This window comes from Rubripirellula amarantea (assembly GCF_007859865.1).
GTDB classification, from domain to species: domain Bacteria; phylum Planctomycetota; class Planctomycetia; order Pirellulales; family Pirellulaceae; genus Rubripirellula; species Rubripirellula amarantea.
In genome coordinates this window covers 2884101-2902969 of record NZ_SJPI01000001.1, presented here as the reverse complement: position 1 = coordinate 2902969, position 18869 = coordinate 2884101, and the positions used below count along the sequence as shown (strand labels likewise).

General features: G+C 53.3%; 14 protein-coding genes and 1 tRNA gene. 9 read left to right on the top strand and 6 right to left on the bottom strand.

Annotated elements, in window-relative coordinates; genetic code table 11:
- Window positions 1-2: 2 nt before the first annotated feature.
- Genes Pla22_RS10680 through Pla22_RS10665 form a run of 4 tightly spaced genes read right to left on the bottom strand, consistent with a single transcriptional unit; the run spans window position 3 to window position 6577 of the window.
- Window positions 3-1499: a DUF1501 domain-containing protein gene (locus Pla22_RS10680; RefSeq protein WP_207310331.1), complete on the bottom strand. Its 1497-nt coding sequence runs from the start codon at window positions 1497-1499 to the stop codon at window positions 3-5.
- Window positions 1500-1536: 37 nt separating this feature from the next.
- On the bottom strand, window positions 1537-4263 hold the full coding sequence (locus Pla22_RS10675; protein ID WP_146514597.1) for a PSD1 and planctomycete cytochrome C domain-containing protein: 2727 nt from the start codon (window positions 4261-4263) through the stop codon (window positions 1537-1539).
- Window positions 4264-4271: 8 nt separating this feature from the next.
- Window positions 4272-5990 carry a LamG-like jellyroll fold domain-containing protein gene (locus Pla22_RS10670; RefSeq protein WP_146514596.1) on the bottom strand — a complete coding sequence of 573 codons (1719 nt, stop codon included), beginning with the start codon at window positions 5988-5990 and terminating at the stop codon, window positions 4272-4274.
- Window positions 5984-6577, bottom strand: a complete 594-nt coding sequence (locus tag Pla22_RS10665) for a sigma factor (protein ID WP_242631927.1) — start codon at window positions 6575-6577, stop codon at window positions 5984-5986. The genes Pla22_RS10670 and Pla22_RS10665 overlap by 7 nt, the downstream gene beginning before the upstream one ends.
- A 453-nt stretch (window positions 6578-7030) precedes the next feature.
- Here Pla22_RS10665 and Pla22_RS10660 point away from each other — a divergent pair, with 453 nt between their 5' ends.
- The 4 genes from Pla22_RS10660 to Pla22_RS10645 are packed head-to-tail and all read left to right on the top strand — an operon-like array spanning window position 7031 to window position 14831.
- Window positions 7031-7957 carry a ThuA domain-containing protein gene (locus tag Pla22_RS10660; RefSeq protein ID WP_146514595.1) on the top strand — a complete coding sequence of 309 codons (927 nt, stop codon included), beginning with the start codon at window positions 7031-7033 and terminating at the stop codon, window positions 7955-7957.
- 45 nt (window positions 7958-8002) lie between these two features.
- A complete protein-coding gene (locus tag Pla22_RS10655; protein WP_146514594.1) occupies window positions 8003-9634 on the top strand; it encodes a DUF5060 domain-containing protein in 1632 nt (543 codons plus the stop codon).
- Window positions 9631-12732, top strand: coding sequence for a LamG domain-containing protein (locus Pla22_RS10650; RefSeq protein ID WP_146514593.1), 3102 nt, complete (start codon window positions 9631-9633; stop codon window positions 12730-12732). Before Pla22_RS10655 ends, Pla22_RS10650 begins: the two co-directional genes overlap by 4 nt.
- Window positions 12729-14831 carry a sulfatase-like hydrolase/transferase gene (locus Pla22_RS10645; RefSeq protein WP_146514592.1) on the top strand — a complete coding sequence of 701 codons (2103 nt, stop codon included), beginning with the start codon at window positions 12729-12731 and terminating at the stop codon, window positions 14829-14831. The genes Pla22_RS10650 and Pla22_RS10645 overlap by 4 nt, the downstream gene beginning before the upstream one ends.
- A gap of 41 nt (window positions 14832-14872) precedes the next feature.
- On the opposite strand, the gene larC is transcribed toward Pla22_RS10645, so the two are convergent.
- On the bottom strand, window positions 14873-16069 hold the full coding sequence (gene larC, locus Pla22_RS10640) for a nickel pincer cofactor biosynthesis protein LarC (protein WP_146514591.1): 1197 nt from the start codon (window positions 16067-16069) through the stop codon (window positions 14873-14875).
- Window positions 16070-16216: 147 nt separating this feature from the next.
- Here larC and ykgO point away from each other — a divergent pair, with 147 nt between their 5' ends.
- The 3 genes from ykgO to Pla22_RS10625 all read left to right on the top strand — a co-directional run bounded on the left by ykgO (window position 16217) and on the right by Pla22_RS10625 (window position 16978).
- Entirely contained in the window at window positions 16217-16369 is a 153-nt protein-coding gene (ykgO, locus tag Pla22_RS10635) for a type B 50S ribosomal protein L36 (RefSeq protein ID WP_146514590.1), read from the top strand.
- A 91-nt stretch (window positions 16370-16460) separates the two neighbouring features.
- Complete coding sequence (locus Pla22_RS10630; RefSeq protein ID WP_146514589.1) at window positions 16461-16850, top strand: DUF4430 domain-containing protein; 390 nt, start codon at window positions 16461-16463, stop codon at window positions 16848-16850.
- 39 nt (window positions 16851-16889) lie between these two features.
- Window positions 16890-16978, top strand: a tRNA-Ser gene (locus Pla22_RS10625).
- Between the two features lie 258 nt (window positions 16979-17236).
- Here Pla22_RS10625 and yidD read toward each other — a convergent pair.
- On the bottom strand, window positions 17237-17512 hold the full coding sequence (yidD, locus tag Pla22_RS10620) for a membrane protein insertion efficiency factor YidD (RefSeq protein ID WP_242631926.1): 276 nt from the start codon (window positions 17510-17512) through the stop codon (window positions 17237-17239).
- 46 nt (window positions 17513-17558) lie between these two features.
- On the opposite strand from yidD, the gene Pla22_RS10615 reads away from it, so the two are divergent.
- Together Pla22_RS10615 and Pla22_RS10610 are read left to right on the top strand one after the other, a co-directional pair.
- Window positions 17559-17999, top strand: coding sequence for a nucleoside deaminase (locus tag Pla22_RS10615; protein ID WP_146514588.1), 441 nt, complete (start codon window positions 17559-17561; stop codon window positions 17997-17999).
- A gap of 102 nt (window positions 18000-18101) precedes the next feature.
- A complete protein-coding gene (locus tag Pla22_RS10610; RefSeq protein WP_146514587.1) occupies window positions 18102-18833 on the top strand; it encodes a DUF1449 domain-containing protein in 732 nt (243 codons plus the stop codon).
- Window positions 18834-18869 lie beyond the last annotated feature (36 nt).

Sequence of the window (18869 nt, the reverse complement as noted above, 5' to 3'; positions counted from 1 at the left end):
CGTTAGGCAAGTACGTCTTTGATCACATGCCCATGAACATTGGTCAGCCGGCGTTCTATGCCGTTGTGGTAGAACGTCAGACGCTCGTGATCGAGTCCCATCAGGTGCAACAACGTCGCATTGAAATCGTAGACGGTAGTCTCGTTCACGGCGGCCTTAAACCCAAACTCGTCACTTTCGCCGTAGCTGAATCCAGGCTTTACGCCGGCACCCGCCAGAAAACACGTGAACGCATCCGGGTTGTGATCTCGCCCAGTACCGTTGGCCTGCAAAAATGGCATGCGTCCAAATTCGGTGCACCAAACAACCAACGTATGCTCAAGCATCCCTCGTTGCTTCAAATCGGCAATCAAAGCCGCAGTCGGTTGGTCCATAATCTCGGCCTGCATGGCGTGCGTCTTCAAGATGTCGCTGTGCGAGTCCCAGTTGGTGATTCCGTTTCCGCCCGCAGGATCGCTTCCATTAAACAACTGAACCACTCGCACGCCTTTTTCGAGCAATCGCCGCGCGAGGATGCAATTGTTCGCGTAGGCTTTTTTCAGTTCAGTTCCCGTACCTGTTCCGTAGGCGTCATGCACATGTTGAGGTTCATTGGCGATTTCCATAATCTCAGGCACCGAAGTCTGCATACGCCCCGCCAATTCGTAGCTTGCGATTCTGGCTGCCAGATCGGAATCGCCGGGGAACTGCTGCAAGTGCTTGGCGTTTAGTTGCTGCAACAGGTTCACACTCGCGAGATCCGCTGCGGGTCCATAACCCTCCGGCCGAAAAAGATTCGCGGGCGGATTGGCTGCCGTGAAGTCCGTTCCTTGAAACGCAGCGGGCAAGAAGCCACTACCAAAATTGTTCTTGCCGCTGCGCGCGAGTCCACGAGGATCGTTGATGGCAACGAATGCGGGCAGTTCTTCGGTTTCGCATCCGAGTGCATACGTCACCCAGGCTCCGAACGATGGGAAGCCTTCCATCGTGAAACCAGTGTTAAAGAAGTTTTCGCCTTGGGGGTGAGCGCTGGTCTGCGTCGTCAACGAATGAACAAAACAAAAGTCATCGACTTGCTCGGCCAAGTTGGGAAGCAGATCCGAGACCATCTTGCCGGACTGGCCTCGCGGTTTGAAATCCCAAAAAGGTTTGGCGATGTTGCCAGTCGGACCTTCAAAGGTCACCTCGGGCAACCCAGGTGGTTTCTGTCCGTGCAGCTTGTACAGCTCAGGCTTGTAATCGAACGTGTCCACGTGACTGACTGCACCCGGACAATAAATCACCAGCACCTGCTTCGCTGGCATTTCAAAGTGCGGTTTCCGTGATGCGTACGGCTTTTTGTCATCAATGGCGGGCCTGATCGGACCAACCTCATCCTTAGCATCGGATGCTAACAATTGGTCCTGGGCTAGCAGTTGCGAGAGCGCGATTGCACCAAGCGACATGCCGGATTGGCCAAGAAATGAGCGACGATCTAGTAGAGATCGTCCCATCGGGCTTAGTTTTTCTGGGTTTATCATTGGATCACTAAGTAGGGGATCACAAAGTAGGGGATCATTAGGGCAAAAAGGCGAATTCGTTGGTGTTGATTAGGGTCCGACACAACAACGCCAATTCCTGCGACTTGCAGAACTCGATCGCGGCTTCAAGTTCGTCTTGGCTCGGTTGGCGGCAAAGCAATAACTCAAAACAACGAACAATTTGGTCGTTCACTGCTTCGCCCGCTTCGTCCTTCGCTCGCAGTGCCAACAACTCTGATTGCGACACAACAAAGTCGCTGTTCATTAAGTTCAAAGCTTGCAACGGAGTGGTCGAGACAGGACGTTTTGCCCGTATCTGTCCACAATCAGGAAAGTCAAACGCCGTGAAGATGCGATCGTCGACTCGTCGCATTCGCTCTTGATACAGCATGCGACGCCACGTTTCGTCACTGCTATTGTCGACGACTTCCCACTGAGCGTAGCGTTTCTTGACGTTGTGAATGCGGTAACTCGGGCCACCGATCGACTCGTCCAATCGACCTGATGCTAACAACATGGAATCACGGATTACTTCCGCTTCTACACGACGCGGAGGAAATCTCCACAACAACACTGCCGACGCATCCGCCTCAAGACCGTCTTCACGCGGTGCACTGGATTGGCGAAAAGCTTCGGACATCACGATCATGCGGACCATTTCTTTGACGGACCATCCCGAATCAACGAACTGGCTTGCCAACCAATCGAGTAATTTGGGGTGCGAAGGCAGTGCGCCGGCTTTGCCAAAGTCACTTGGCGTAGACACGATTCCAGTACCAAAGATGTGGTGCCAAATGCGATTCGATGCGACACGCGGCGTCAATGGATTGTCAGGATTCACCAACCAATCCCCCAGAGCTTTGCGACGCATTGGCCCGGCGGCATCCGGTTCAATACCTAGATTACCGTCTAGCAATTTGGGAGCTGACGCGAACACTCGGTCGCGTGGACTTTCTGGACTACCACGCGAGAAGACAAACGTTTCGACTGGTTCGACGAATTGTGCCAAGAAAGCTGGCTGAGGCCCTTCGACCAACAGGTCCGTGATGACCGATTGGATCTCGGCTTGCAACTGCTGACGTTGATCGTCTTGGGCTGTTTTCTTTTTCATCGCAGCGGTCGAACTGAACGGCTTCCAGTTTCCTTCCGCGTCGCGTGCTTCGATTTTGAACTCGCCGTACTGCGACTTGTTCATGCCTTCGAGATAGTCCGTCTCGTAGAAATCTTCACGGTTGCTACTTATACGAATCGCATCAACGTTGACCGGTTCGGTGAATTGAAACTGTAGCCAGGGAAGCGTTTTCGACTTGGGTGGCGACTTCCCTCGCCAGCCCTTCGTACCGAACACACCATCAACCAAACGCGAGATAGGCTGACCTTCCACATGCGTTGCCGGATTGTCGGTGACCACGGTACCAAACTCTGGCTTGGCTACATTACGATTTTGTTTCCCCGCTTCCATGATCTCGATTTCATCCGCTTGCACCCAGCGGTTATCAAACGAAATCCGAATTGCATCGACGGTCTTGGGCGGGAACCGAACTTCCTGGTATCCCTGCCAATCCTCAACCCAACCCCAACCTGGCTTGAGCATTTGCTTTCGCAGTGCATGGAGTTGTTTTTGCAGTTCCACCTTCCGCTTCATCCGAGGATGGTCGTCGGATAGTTCGGGGTAGCGGCTGCCGAATTCGATATCTTGGAACACCGCCGTCATCGAGTAGTAGTCTTGGATCGAAAACGGATCAAACTTGTGATTATGGCATCGCGCGCATCCGATCGTAACGCCCATCACCGATGCACCGACGGTTTGCAGGACTTCATCCAACCGGTCTGCTCTTGCTTGACGGATCGCGGATTCCTCTTGCCCGACCGTCGCGGCGGGGACGTGCGGACCAGAGACCAAGAATCCGGTGGCATCACCGGCGCCCATCAAGTCGCCGGCAAGTTGTTCACGAACGAACTGGTCGTAAGGTTTGTCTTCGTTGAAAGCGCGGACGACATAGTCGCGGTAGAGCCACGCGTTCTTGCGATACAAATTGCTTTCGCTGCCGTTGGTTTCGGCCCATCGGATGACATCCAACCAATGCTGGGCCCAACGTTCACCGAAGTGAGGTGAAGCGAGCAGTTCGTCCACTAGTTCTGCGTATGCGACATCCGCGTTGGCCGCAAATGATGTTCGAAAGGTTTCTGTGCGTTCGGGTGTTGGGGCCAAACCGGTCAGCACTATCGAGGCTCGGCGGATTAGCGAGCGTGCGTCGGCCGGTGCGTTGTAGGCAAGTCCCGACTGAGTCAGCTTTTCCGTCAAGAAGTCGTCGATTGTCTGGTGGTCAAACTCGCTCTTCAGGGGCAAGAACGCCCAGTGTTCCACCTCTTCTTCAGCCACCTCATCCATTTGCCCCGGCCAAATCGCTCCCTGTTCGATCCAGCGTTTCAGCAAGTCAATTTGTTCATCGGAAAGCTTATCGTCATCGGGCGGCATCGCCATATCAGCGTCCGCGTGCGTGACCACATCAATCAGATAGCTATTTTGGACATCGCCCGGAACAACGGCACGTTGCCCGTAATCGCCGCCGCGCAGCAAGCTGACCCGACGATCTAAACGAAACCCAGATTCCTGCTCGTCTTCGCCATGACAATGCAAGCAGTGATCTTCGAATATCGGTTCGATATCCCGTTGAAAATCAATGTCGCTGGCTTCCGCTTCACCAACGGCCCCCATGAATGAGAACATGATCGCCAACAGAATCAGTTTTGTCGTACGCATAAAAATCTTTAGTAGCCGAAAGGTTTTCCATTGTGATAAAGCGACTGAATCTCTTCGGAACTCAACGCCGCGTTATAGATGGCAAGTTCATCGATGGCCCCGTTGAGGTTGCGAACGGCAAACCAAGGAGTCGTTCGAAACGGCTGCCCCCAATTTCCGATCTCGGAGGCTCCGATCCTAAGCGAGGGTACGTAATACTTGTCCTCGATTTTGTGCTGGCTTAGTAACTTCCCGTTAACGTATTGACGAACGTCCCGTGCCTGGGGGTCATAAACCGAAGCGATGTGAAACCACTGCCCGCTCTTGGAAATATCCCAAAACGGTTCCGTGATGTAGACGCGATGCAAACCCGCGTCCCGAACGACGGATTGATCAAACGCATTGGTCACCTGCACAACTTGATCGTCGTCGACCATCACCGAAAACATCAAACGGCCATCGTCGCGAATTTGCCAATGCGGCTCACCGTTCTCGTACCCGTCACTCATGAACAACGAGTTGTACTTCTGTGACAGTTCATCGATCCTAGCCCAGCACGCGAACGTGAACGATTCAAACTCGCCATCAAGCCAAGTGCGAACACGCGCTCCCGGACGATCGAATTGAAGTCCATGAGACTCAAAACCTAACCGACCTACGGTTTGGTTCACGGGACCAATCACCCCGCCGTCACCTTCCGAACCACCAGTCACCAAATTGGGAATTGTTCGATCAGTATTGAAATTAACGCTGGCGTCTGACATCGCGTAATACGCAATCAATCGTTCATCTTGGCGAAGGAGTTGCGAATGGGCCAACCAATCTGCGAAGCGTCGCTGCTGAGCTTCGCGTTGCAGTTGCTGAACGCCGCCCACGGTAATCAAACCCGAAAGCAAATCGCTGTCTGCGTGCATCCCGATTAACGATTGACCTTCGCCAGTAAAAAGGTGGTCGCCGTCATGTTGGCCGCCACGCAGTTCAATTTCACCTTCGATGACTTCCACGCGAACATTATCAGTGGCGACGTCGAGCGCAAATTCAGTCCCCAAATCAACAATGTCCGAATCGGCGGCCTTCACCACGAAACCGCGAGCGGCGGGAGGAACGTTCGCACGGATGCGGCCTTGTACCACTCGCACGGACCAATCCGATTCAAGATCCAACGTAGCTGGGCCTTCAACAATCAACTGGGCTCCACAGAAGAAATCAATCTCCATCGCACCCGAATCGATCGCCAACGTACCACCAGGCAGCACGGATCCTTGACGATGCGGGTCGGAGCCATCCGCCCAGGTCACTCCGGCAGCGCTGCGAAGAATTGCATAACCGGCAAGCGTGCGTTCGCCCTCTTCTTCACTTGGTATCCCTTCGAATGCGGCGGGATCGGTGGGTTCGGCGGCCAACTGAGTTTGTCGACCTTGCCAGTACGCAACGGTGGCTACCGCCATCATCGCGGATGCGGCAATCGCCAACGTCGACCATCGCGAAAACCTGAACTTGCCTTGACCTGAAATTGAAGCTGGCAATGAAACGGTTGCATCATCGGGAGATGAAACACCAACATCGGACATTGGCACCTCGCCGCCCGCAGTGCGGCGTAGCGCGACGTCGAGGTGAGCGACCTGACGAAAGTAAGCTCGCGCCTCGGAAGAACTCAGCAATTCGCGTTGCAGGGTTTGTGATTCTGATTCGCTGATTCGACCATCGATCCATGCAGCGACTAACGCTTCAAGTTCAGACTTCAACATCCTTCTTCCTCCAATGCCATATTCTTGGATACGCAATCGAGCAGCGAAGAACGAAGTCGTTGAATCACTTTGTAGAATGCTTGCTCGCTACGACCAGACTGCACTGCCACATCGCGAATTACAGCGCCGGGGGAGTGCACACGCAGCAACACTTCACGGTGCTCCGTCGGCATTTTTTGCAAACAAGTTTCTAAATGCTGTTGATAATTATCGGCGGTATCTGGTGGCACTGACTCCTGAGCGAGAACTTCCCAGACTTCGTCCGAGAACACTAACGGCGAGCGTGAGATCCGACGGCGATAGGACATCGCCTCAAACCTCGCGATGGTCAGCAACCAGCCACCGAATGCTGTCCCGAGCTCAAAATCATCGAATTTACGCCACGCAACTAAACTGGCCTCTTGGATCACCTCATCGACATCATTCCAAGTCGGCAATAAACCTCGCAGAAACATACGCACCGACGATTCGTGTTCCATCAGCAGGCGCACGAACTCCTCGCCTCGCTCACGACTATCGTCGTGAACAGTTTTGGCGGTTTCCTCTGGCGACGGAGGTTGGGAATTTGTCGAAGGTTGGCGGTCCATACGGAATCACATCTTGAGTCTGCGAATTTGGACACAAAATTTCTCGCCACAGGAGAGAAATTCAAATTGCGACGCTAAAACCCTCGGAATAGAGACCGACATCGATATCTGGTCGAAGCGATTTCAGCCTAGTAGCTTGGACGTGGTGAAACCCTCGCACTATCCACCCCCTTCGCTTCAAGCCCGGATATCTCGTTCAAGCTGACCAAGAATTTTGCATTCATGATGCTTTATCTTAGGTCCTCCGCTCGTCGAAAGGGGATCGGAAACCAGACGTTTCGTCCGCCGATGCTTCTTGTACCGTCAGCCATCCATTCCCACGCCCGACCTTCGCCAAATTTAAACCAAATTCAGGCGGCACAAACAGGAATGCTTTTGGCTCTTTCGTTACAGTGAGAAAGCTTCCGATCGCAACAACTGCGTTTATCTCTCCGCCGCACAACGTATCTCCCCATGAACCCTCTCCCTGCACTGAACTCTGGGCCTAACACTGGGCTTAACGCTGCCTCCACGCTAACGGCATTTCTTGCTGCCGCTCTGTTCAGTCTAGGCTTCATAAGCGTCGCGCAAGCCGATCAACCAAAAGACCAGTCGTTGCCGTTACGAGTGCTCCTTGTCGCTGGCGGTTGTTGCCACGATTACTCAACTCAATCGCAATTGCTCAAAGAAGGTATCGAAGCACGCATCCATGCCGATGTTACGGTGATACTTAGCTCGAATAAGTCAACCAAAACGACGTTTGAAATTTATGAATCCGATGAATGGGCCGATGGTTACGACGTGGTGATTCATGATGAGTGTTCCGCCGATGTCACCGCGAAACCTTATGTCGATCGAATTTTGAAAGCTCACCGATCCGGCACACCTGCAGTCAACCTGCATTGTGCGATGCATAGTTACCGCTGGGGCGACTTCCGAAGTCCTGTTGATCCCGGTGCAGACAATGCAGCTTGGTACGAGATGATTGGTGTGCAGTCCACTGCGCATGGTCCCAAGTCACCCATTGATATTATCCACTCCAACTTGAGCCATCCGATAACCCAAGGTCTTGGAGATTGGACCACCGTTGATGAAGAACTTTACAACAACCTTCGCGTATTTTCGGACACCACCGCATTGACCAAGGGTAATCAAATGACCCAACCCAATAAACGCGATCTGAAGAAGGATCCTCAGGCGAAAGCGAGGGAATCGACCGCCGTCGTTGCATGGACCAACGAGTATGGCCCCAACAAGACTAAGATCTTCAGTACGTCTTTGGGTCATCAGAACGAAACCGTTGCCGATCAACGGTATCTCAACCTCGTCGTTCGAGGACTGCTATGGACTACTGGAAACCTATCCGAGACAGGTGTGCCCAGTGCGCATCTTGCGAAGTAACATCACTTGCTCTAACACCAAGACTGAACAAATCAGGAGAACGACTTGAGAGTCCCCGCATTACTAGTGCTTCTGCAAATCACGTTGTTGGTCGTCGCATTGCCAAGCTGGGCAGGCGAGGCTCAACGGCACATCGACGACCAAACCATCGCCGCACGCCAATGGGACGTGATTGACATTCAGTTCAATCAAGCTCTGCGAGCCGATGAGGGTACCGAGACTGAATTTTCGGCGACATTTTCAAGCGACGACGGGGACCAACTCGAGATCCCTGGCTTCTTTGACGGCCAGAACGGGTTCGTCTTGCGATTCACGCCCCCAAAGCCTGGATCGTGGAAATACGTCACTCGGTCGAGTTCGACCGCATTGGACAAGAAATCAGGAGAGATCGCCGCTGAGCCTGCGGCGAGTGGGCGACGCGGAAGCATTGTTGTTAACGAAAATTCGCCACGTCAGTTTCACTACCAAGATGGCGAAGCGTACTACCCGATTGCTTTCGAGTTCGATTGGTTATTCGCTCTGGATGCAGAGAACCCCACTGACATTCCCTTGACTCGTCAATGGATTGATCGTTTGGCCGAGAACGGATTCAACCAAGTGGTGATGAATGTCTTCGCCTACGACGTGAACTGGCAGAAAGACGATCGGTTGCCAAAAGAATACGACTATGGCAATCCTCGCGTATTTCCGTTTGGTGGCGACAACACCCATCCTGATCATTCGAAATTGAACATTGAATATTTCCAACGACTTGATCGGGTGATCGACTATCTCGACCAGAAAGGGATCGCTGCTCACTTGATGATCTACGTTTGGAACAAGAAAGTGAACTGGCCCGAAGCGAACTCGGATGCTGACAATCGATATTTCGACTATGTCGTCAAACGTTACCAAGCGTTTCCCAACTTGATTTGGGACATTTCCAAAGAAGCACTTGGGTACGGCCATAACGACGTGAACTACATCAGCCAACGGATTGAACGTCTCCGGAAGCTGGATGCTTACCGTCGCTTGGTCACCGTTCACGATTACAGTTACTGCAGGCGATTCCCCAACAAACTCGATTTCATTTCCGTGCAATTATGGCACGCTGAATTGTATGGCACGATGCGGAACGTCGTGAAAGACTTCCCGGGGAAACCCATATTGAACATCGAGCATGGTGGTTACGAGGACGCACCCTATGTTGTGTTTCCAGGCAGCTATGTCTCACCCGAGACCTGCTTGGAACGTGCCTATCAATGCGTTTTTGCGGGAACCTATCCCACGCATTACTGGCAAAATGCAGCTTGGAATGTGATCATACCGGATGTCGAATCTTTAGCTCCCGACGACCGGCCGCGATTGGATTACTACCGTCATCTCAGAACACTTGTGGAAAAGTATCGCCTCGGTGAATTGATCGCTGGCGATACCAAATGCAATAGCGGGTTTTGTCTGCACAACGACGATGACCTCTTTGTCTTCTACGTCCCCAAAGAGAACATCAGCATCGGGCCGCGTCTACCTAAAGATGCGAAGGGTCGAAAGATGAAAGGCACTTGGTTTGATCCATTCACTGGGACCTTTAGTGAACCGGTCGAGCAAACGATTTCGCAATGGCCTTCGTTTAGGAAGCCCGAAGGCGATGGTTTTTCGGTTCTGGTTGTCGATATTTTGCCCGACAACACCCCATGAGAATGTCAACGCAGATCGCCGCGTCGATCCTGATCGGGCTATTGTGGTTTTCGAACTCAGTGGCGAATGATCCGCTGCTGATGATGCCGCATCCGCAGGACCGCACGTCGATGTGGTGGGCGGATGGGTTCCCCTCTCATTCACCGCATGCGAAATGGCAGCGGTGTATCCAGACGGGATACTACGGATTCGTTCTCGACACTCAATCGCTTGCCGTTCCGCATTTTGGTTCACTGCATAGCCCAACCGACGAAGTCAAAGCGGGAACCACACTCCAACGACTTCCTCCGGCGCAGTTAACTCTTCGCGTTGAAGTCGACGGAAAATCTTACCGATGCACTCAAGGAGGAGCTTGGTCGCGTTTTGGCGGCCCTCGCTTAATCGAGTCAGGTCAGTTCTTACAGCGAGCCGACATCACGGACCTTGTCTTTGTTTCCGATCACGGCGAACCATTGAATGTCGAAGCAAGATTTGAAACGGTTGCTTGGCCGGATCGTTTGGGTCTGGTTTTGGCAGCACGTCCGGGTCGACAACCCATCAAAGCCGGCGACCACAGCTTCGGCCGAGTTGGTGGCGGATTTGGGCTCGATGGGACCAATCATTTCGAAGTTGCCCACCCGGTTGAATTGGATTCCGAAAAGTTCACCCTAGAACTGTGGGCGTTCGTCCCCAAGGACTTTCGCGCCAGCGAGAAAACGTTTCCTTGGTTGGTGTGCAAAGGCGCTAACGAAGCAACCGAAGGAAACTTCGGGATTGTGATCGTCAACGGAGTTCCCCAGGCACGTCTTAACACGGGGCGCGGAAGCGAGAATACGATTCAAACCGACGCCACCGGCGGGCATGAATTGCAGTTCAACGCATGGAATCATTTGGCAATCAGCTACGACCGACAAACTCTGCGGCTCTACCTAAACGGAAAACTGGCGGGACAAACGACCGTTGGGCGACCTCGCGTTCCCAATGGCAACCCGATCACGTTCGGCCGTCGGCAGGACAATTTTGGAGACGGCTACCACTTTCGCGGTGTGATCGACGAAGTGAATTTTTACAACCGAGCGCTAAACGAAGCTGAAATCCAAAAGCGTTTCGATCATCCCGCGGTTTCCAACTCTGAAACTTCCAACTCTGAAACTTCCCACCCATCGATTGAGCCGACTCGTCAATGGTGCTTTCGTGACAACGGAACCGCCGCGATGAACCCTCCACGAGAGCGATGGAAAATCGCTGCCTTGGAAGTTGAGCTTCAATCGCCTGCGGGCGTGCTAAACGAGAAACGAGAACTGCCCGCCGATTTGCCTGACGATGACTGGAAGCAAGTTAGCTTAGCGATCGCCCCCGCGCAATCGACACGTGCATCCATGCAAACCGATCTGGAGGTTCGTGCCACTGAGCAACCAAGCGATCATCCACTTTTGGCAACCTATGACTCGACGCTCGGGTGTCACCGAATCAGTCTCGACGGTATCGACCCGATCTTGCCGCAAGCCGATCACCACGACCCTTCGCTGCAGCACAACAACGCGATGGAACGCGTTCGTCTGTTTTTATCCAACTCAGCCGACACTGACCAAGTCGCAAGGTTAATGTTCGAGAAAACATCAACTGGGTTTCGGCACCGCTTCGGGGCAGCCATCACGGGAATCTCGGCGATCATAAGGGACCGCAATGGCGAACCTACGGGCATCCCCATTCAACTAAGCAAGAATTGGCACATTGATCCAGGATTAAACAACACCAGCGCCGGGGTTTACAGCGGCCAATGGCTGCACGCGATCACTCAGGTACGCTTGCCGGCGAAAACCAACGTCGAGTTGGAACTATCCATTGTTTATGGACACTGGGGCGGTGTCGCGGCAGCTTCTCATTCGCAACTCTCTTTGATTGGCTGGGGCAGTAACCAATTGTGGCACCAGAGTGCTTTGGGTTCATGGGGCGAAAGCATCTGCTACGAACCCGATCAGGTGCAGGCCAACTGCACGATTACTGACGTGCGTCCGGTGATGGTTCGTTCGATGAACGGTAAGAAGTGGACTTGGACAAGCAATGTTGGTGGCGGTGATTTCTTTCGTTTCTTCGGTGCCGATAAGAATCGAGTCCCGCACAGCGAGGTGAAGTCGACACACCACCGCAGTGGTCCTTGCTTAACCGAGGTCACCTATGACGGACGAATCGGCGACACCATCAAGCATTCGGTCACCGTTAGCCTTGCAAGAACGGATGATCTCGTGCGAGGAGTTTATCGGCTGCGAATGGACGTCAAAAAGGCGACTCCGTTTACTCGCTTAGCCATCTTCCAAGTCGGTGCCGACACGTACAACTCGACTCACGAACGAAAATTTGCGATCGGCGATCAGTCAGGTGTGCTTGAAGAGTGGAACACTCAAGGTGGCGGCGATGTGTATCGTGGGCAACCAATCCAATGCACCGGACAAACCGCTTGGGCGTCGCTGCATCAGGCAAGTCAACCGGCACCAAAACAGGGTGACGGAGCCTGGGCAAATCGAGGGATTGTGATTCGTTCTTGGAAAGCCCAACTCGGCGGAAAAACCGCATTGCCTTGGATGGCCGAACATGGGGTTTCGCGGCATGGACAAGACTCGTCGACCCTCGATATTGTCCCTCCGCCCAACACTACTCAACTTGAGCCAGGCGATTTTATTGAAGCGACGATTGAACACATCGTGATGCCGCAGTTTGCTGACGACTACTACGGTCCCAACGAGTCTTTGCGATCAGCTTTGGCAATCGACTCGAACACTTGGAAAATGATTCATCGTGAAGCGATAGGCAATGATCGTCACGTTCAATTGGAAACGGGCAAACTCGTCCGCGTTTACCCCGATGTCTGCATCGTCGCGGAAAATGACAACGCTGAGTTCACCCTTGCCGGCGGGCTTGGATATGTTCCGATTACGCTAACCGGACTCGCGTCCCCTCGAGGGCATCATTTAAGCGTCAACGGCAAGCCGCTCGACCAGAATGTCCACGGAAACGACTTCTGGCAAACGGACTACGACCCGAGTACGAAAACGTGGAGTCGCACTTACAACGTTCGCTCATCGGACACCCAACCTCAAACGATTGAATTCCATCCATGATCTATAGCCAATGGGCGACTCTTGCAGTTGTGGCACTAAGCGTAACGAGCATTGCGTTTGCAGATGAACCACGACCGACGAAACCCAATATCGTCTTGCTGCTGACCGACGATTTGGGATGGCAGGACGTGAAGTGCTATGACATTGACGAGCCTTCGCCCATGGAGACGCCGAACATCGACTCCATGGCGGATCGTGGTATCAAGTTTTGGCAGGCCTACTCGCCCGCTCCAACTTGCGCGCCATCGCGATGTGCGATCATGAGCGGCAACCATCCCGCACGGGCGCAGAAGACTCACGTCGTTGGTGGGTCTCCTCCGACGCCATACAACAAAAACGTTCATCGGATGATGGAACCTTGGTACAGCGGGCGGATGCCCGAGAACGAGATGACGTTGGCCCGTGCGCTTCAGCAAAACGGTTACGTGACGGGACACTGCGGAAAATGGCACATGGCAATTGACCATCACGCATTTCCTCAACCTGAAGATCAAGGCTTTGATTGGACACGCCACAATCTTGGTACGACAGCGAAAATGAAGCCGCACCGATTGACGGGCTTTGCAACCGAAGACGCCAACGATCCGTATCGCCTCGACGAGAATGGTTTCGCTTACCATCAAAACAGCGAAGACGCTCTCACATTCGTTCGCGACCATTCAGCCCAACCGTTTTTTCTTTACTACGCGACTTGGCTGGTGCATGCTCCCATTCAAACTCGAAGCGAAGCACGCTTGTTGAAGTACTGTAAGAAACTGGGCGTTGAGCTGCCCGAGACCCCGAGTGAGTGGAATGGCGACGGACAAACGAATCCGTTTTACTGCGCGATGGTCGAAGAGTTGGACTACCACGTGGGGCGAGTGGTGGACTTGCTCGATCAAACCGACGACCCTAGGTGGCCTGGACACAAACTTAGTGAAAACACGTACGTGATCTTCACTTCCGACAACGGAGCAATGGAGCGTCATCCTGGCGAAATCATTACCGACAACTATCCGCTCGACCGCGGAAAAATATCGGCAATGGAAGGCGGTACCCGCGTTCCGTTGATCGTGTTCGGCCCTGAGATAGCCAAGGGTGTCGAGTCAGACGTGATGATCAATGGACTCGATTTCTATCCCACGATCCTTTCGCTCACGGGGACTCCCGTACCGAACAACAAATCGTTTGACGGATACGACTTGGCGGATTTGCTTCTGATCAATCCTCGCGACCCAGCGCTTGTTCGTGAACCCGATGGCGAAGTTCGCGACACAATGGTCTGGCATTTCCCCAACAGCATTGCGTTGGAAAGCACAATTCGAATCGGCGACTACAAACTGGTCCGAAACTACGACCATCTCAACAATCCGACCGCCCCCGCCGAGCTGGAGCTATACCAACTCTACCGTACCGAAGATGGAAAACAGCATCGCGTCGACATCGAAGAGGCTAACAATCTGGCATCGTCGCTACCGCAAAAAGCCCAACAAATGAACAACCGGCTCAGCGAAATACTGACTGAAATGAAGGCTAGCTATCCGTACTTCAACCCTAACGTTCGCACTCCGCTGCCTCACAAAGAACAGGTATGCACCGTCGACGCTCACCACCAAAGAGACGACCAAGTTGAGTTTAGCTACACCGAACGGGGCGCCGTCGTGACCAAAGCAAATCTGATCTACACGCTCAATGGTGGCGAGAAGTCGGAAGAGTGGTTTCGCACGCCTGCGAAGTTAGTTTCGAGCTCGAAAGTGACGGCGACCTTGCCGCAAGGAACGACGCACTACTTCATCAACCTGATAGACGAAAACAACTTTCTGCGAAGCTACCCCGAAGTGGTTGATAAGACGACGCATCAGAAAAGTAACGTTCCCTATTCGGCAACGGCACTCGTTAACGTCAATGTAACCACTAAGACGAAGTCTAAGGTCAACCGATCCATGGAAGGTCAATCGAAGCGTCAAATCGCGTTCGTCCGCTGGGACACCAACCGGGACCAGCGGTTATCGTTTGATGAATACAAGGCTGGACTACTAGGGCAAGCCAACCTGGAACGCCGCTTCAAAACATTTGACAAGAACAACGACGGCCATTTGGACCACGACGAGTTCAAGTGATCGATAGTTGATCGAATACGCAATGTTTTTCGGACAAACGATCAACGATTGTCGGACCAGGCCGTTTGGGCGGCACTGACGACGTCGGCAAGAGAAACGTTAGCACGTTTCGCAATTTGACTGACCAAATCATATTCCGGCTTAAACCGTTGTTGCCCGCTCGGCAGCGTCACGGCTTTGCCTGACACTTCGCCGAAAGCAGTCGCGACGACTTGGTCAGTTCGTGACAACTTGTGTCGAGGAATCACTTGGCGTCGGATACCGATCGTCGAAGTCGATTCGAACATGATCGCTTCGAGCGATGCGGCTTGATCGATGTTGGCAATCACGGACAAGCTCACACCGCTGCGTCCTTTCTTCATTTGGCAAGGCGTTTGAATGACATCGAGTGCACCAGCATCCATCAATCGCTCTGCGGCGTCAGCGATCTGTTCGGCGGTGCAATCATCGATGTTGGTTTCCAGCAACATGATTTCATCGCGCTGGATGCTATTTGATGCGGATCGTTCCGAGGCGGCGACTTCGCCAACGATCACTCGCAACACGTTCGCTTGAGATTCAAGATCCTTTGTCCCGGCGCCGAAACCGATCGAGTGCATTGTCATTGACGGAAGGGGGCCAAATCTTCGGGCACACGCTTTTAAGATGGCGGCACCCGTGGGCGTAGTTAACTCGCACTCCACGGAACTTGCTGCAATCGGTACGCCCTTCAAGATTTCGGCGGTTGCCGGCGCGGGAATCGAGACTTTCCCGTGAGCGATCGTGATCGATCCGGTTCCCGTTGGAACAGGGGAAGCTTCGACGATTTCGATTCCCATCGAAGTCATGGCAACGGCCGCACCCACAATGTCGGCGATCGAGTCGATGGCACCAACTTCGTGAAAATGAACCTTCTGCAGCGTGGAACCGTGCACTTTGGCTTCGGCGACAGCGACCTGGTGAAAGATCTTCTTCGCCAATTCTTTGGCTTCGGGCTCGATCTCGGTCGCGCCGTCGATCATATCGGTGATGTGATGTAGGTGCCGATGAGCGTGTTCGGGCGGGTGACCGATGTCGACTTTGATCGCCCGGAAACCGTGCTTCTTAACCTCTGTACAGGTAATGGTCAGCTCCGGCAGGCCCATCGAGCGAACAGCGGCCTCGATCGCGGCAATCTCTGCGCCGGCATCCACCAAAGCCCCCAAAGTCATATCGCCAGAAATTCCGCTAAGGCAGTCAAAGTAGGCGATTTTAGGCATTTTCAGGTTTTTCCGTGTGCTAGGTAAGTCAAGGGTGTACTTGGCGTTGAAAGATCGCCGATGGTTGCTATACTCCGCGATTCAAAGCCTAACACAAGCGGTTCTGCCGCCAATTGCACTCCATAATCTTAAAACAAGTTCAATCTGATGAAAGTTGTCAGCAGCATCGGCGCCCTGAAATATCGCCACCCAGATTGCCAAGTGGTCAAGCGCCGCGGCCGAATCTACGTGATTTGCAAGAGCAACCCAAAGTTTAAGGTTCGTCAGGGCAATGCCAAGACGAAGAAAACGCGTCGCTAGAACCAGCGACCTTTGACCAGCGAACGAAGCGACCGGCCAAACGTCGGTCGTTTTTCATGCGCCTATCCATCCCAACGGAAAGCTGACACTCATGCGAAATCTCCTGTTTTTCTGTCTTCTTCCGCTCGCATGGGGCTGCGGTTCCCAGACTGCCGAACGTTCGGCAACCGCTCCTACGGTTGTCTCCGGCTCGGTCATTATCGAAGTCATTACGGATGGCAAGACTCAAAAAGTGGTCGTTGAGGATGTCTTGGAAGGCACAACTTTGGAAGCAGTGATGCGAAACGTCGAGGAAATCGAAATCGACATTTCAGGCAGCGGTACGACGGCCTTTGTGAATCAGATTGGCGACGTGGCGACCGGCAGCACCGAGGGTTGGACGTACAAAGTTGACGGAAAGCATGTGAACGTCGGAATCGGCAGTTTCGAGTTGACGCCTCCCACAACCGTGTCTTGGTCGTACGGTGAGTATTCACCCTAGCCTGCAATGGCAACGATGTCTAAAATCCGCATCAGCCCAGGATGGTTGGCCGAGTCTGGTTTATGGCACCGGTCTTGAAAACCGGCGTGCGAGAAATCGTACCGGGGGTTCGAATCCCTCACCATCCGCTTGCTAACGACGCTCGTCAGGTTCTCGCTTTGAGAATGTGACGAGCTTTTTTTACGCGTTGATCCGACGCCCGCCAGCCAAAGCATCCACCCCTTACGAACATACTAGGCAACTCGATTTTGGCAGGCCGGTAGGCGACGACTGGGTCATCCAACCCAACCAACTCCTACGCGGTTCCATTGCATTTCAGCCAGGCCTGCATCGGGGTTACTACTGCACCGGGTCAGGGCTGCACCGGAGTCAGGGCTGCATCAGGGTCACGGTGGATCATGACCGCCCGGGTTCCAAGGGTGGCATCGCAGAATCCTTCGGACCGCCAAGTAAGTTCCTTTGATTGGACCATGCTTGCCAATCGCCTCGATGGCATACTGGCTGCACGTCGGGGTAAAGCGGCATGAGGGCGGCAGCATCGGGCTGATCCCGATCTGATAGAATCGAATCGGGAAGATCACCAATCGTGAAATCGCTCGGCGAATCATGGAGTGACCATTACCCTTTTCGTTCTTCGATGCCAGCCGATTGCCAAAAGCCAAGTTAAACGCTCTTCCGAATGTCTAGCATAAGCAAGATGAATTCAAAATGACCGACCCGTTTCTTCAAGCCGCCATCGACGAAGCCATCAAGGGTCGTGACGAAGGTGGTATTCCGATTGGTAGCGTGCTGGTGATTGACGATCAAATCGTTGGCCGCGGACACAATCGGCGAATCCAAAGCGGTAGTCCAGTGCTGCATGCCGAGATGGACGCTCTTGAAAACGCAGGACGACTGACCGCCGCTGACTACGCCAAGTCAACGCTCTATTCGACTCTATCACCTTGTGACATGTGTAGCGGTGCGGCGTTGTTGTACCGAATTCCGAAAATCGTTGTTGGCGAAAACGTCACCTTTCAAGGCCCCGAATCCTATGTGCTGGGCCGGGGAATTGACCTGCAAATCTTAGCTGACCAAACGTGCATCGAACTGATGCGAGCGTTCATAGCTGAACATCCCGAATTGTGGAACGAGGACATCGGAGTTTGATTTTCTGAAATGCGGGCGAATTGAGCGCCTAAATCGTGTTGCGTTTGGGGCCTGAGATTACGCTGTCATAGCGTTTTCATCTCTCTTTCAAGTGTCGCTGACGTGAACGAAGCCCTAGATTTCATCGCCGATCAAATGTTCGTCGGGCCGCTTTGGCCCGCGTCGATCGTGGTGGGAATTTTGGTTTTGTACACCGTGATGGCAATGTTTGGATTGATTGATTTTGGACTCGACGCCCCTGATCTCGACGTCCCTGATCTCGACGTTGGCACCGGTATTGATCTCGATGCAAGTGTGGACCTTGATACCGATGTCGCCGTTAACGTGCCCGACGGTGTGCCAACCGACTGGGATTTTTGGCAAGGCATTGGCGCAGCATCCGTACGCGTGACCAACTTCGGACGAGTGCCTGTCATTATCTGGGCGGGTGTGTTTGCCTGTGCTTTTTGGATCGTCTCGTATCTGCTGTGGCATGGGTTTGATTCGAAACGATACGACCCTAACTTTTTACCGAGCCTGTTGCTAACGATTCGTAATGGTGTGATTGCCACGTTCCTTACCAAGGTCATCACACAACCGCTACTCGGTTACTTCGTCGCCGGCCCCTCCTATCACGCCGGTAACCTGGTCGGCGCTACATGTGAAATCAGCACTCTGGAAGCAACGCCCGAATTCGGACAAGCCAAGTTTCGAACCCAAGCTGCGCCACTCCTGTTGAACATTCGCACCGACGGGCCTCATCTTCCTAAAGGCACGGAAGCCCTCATCATCGGTTTCGACCGAGAGAAACGAATTTACAAAGTCACTTCACTTCCTTCGGAGTCCTCATCGTGACCCACCCTCAATTGCTTGCCGAATTTAGCTGGCCCT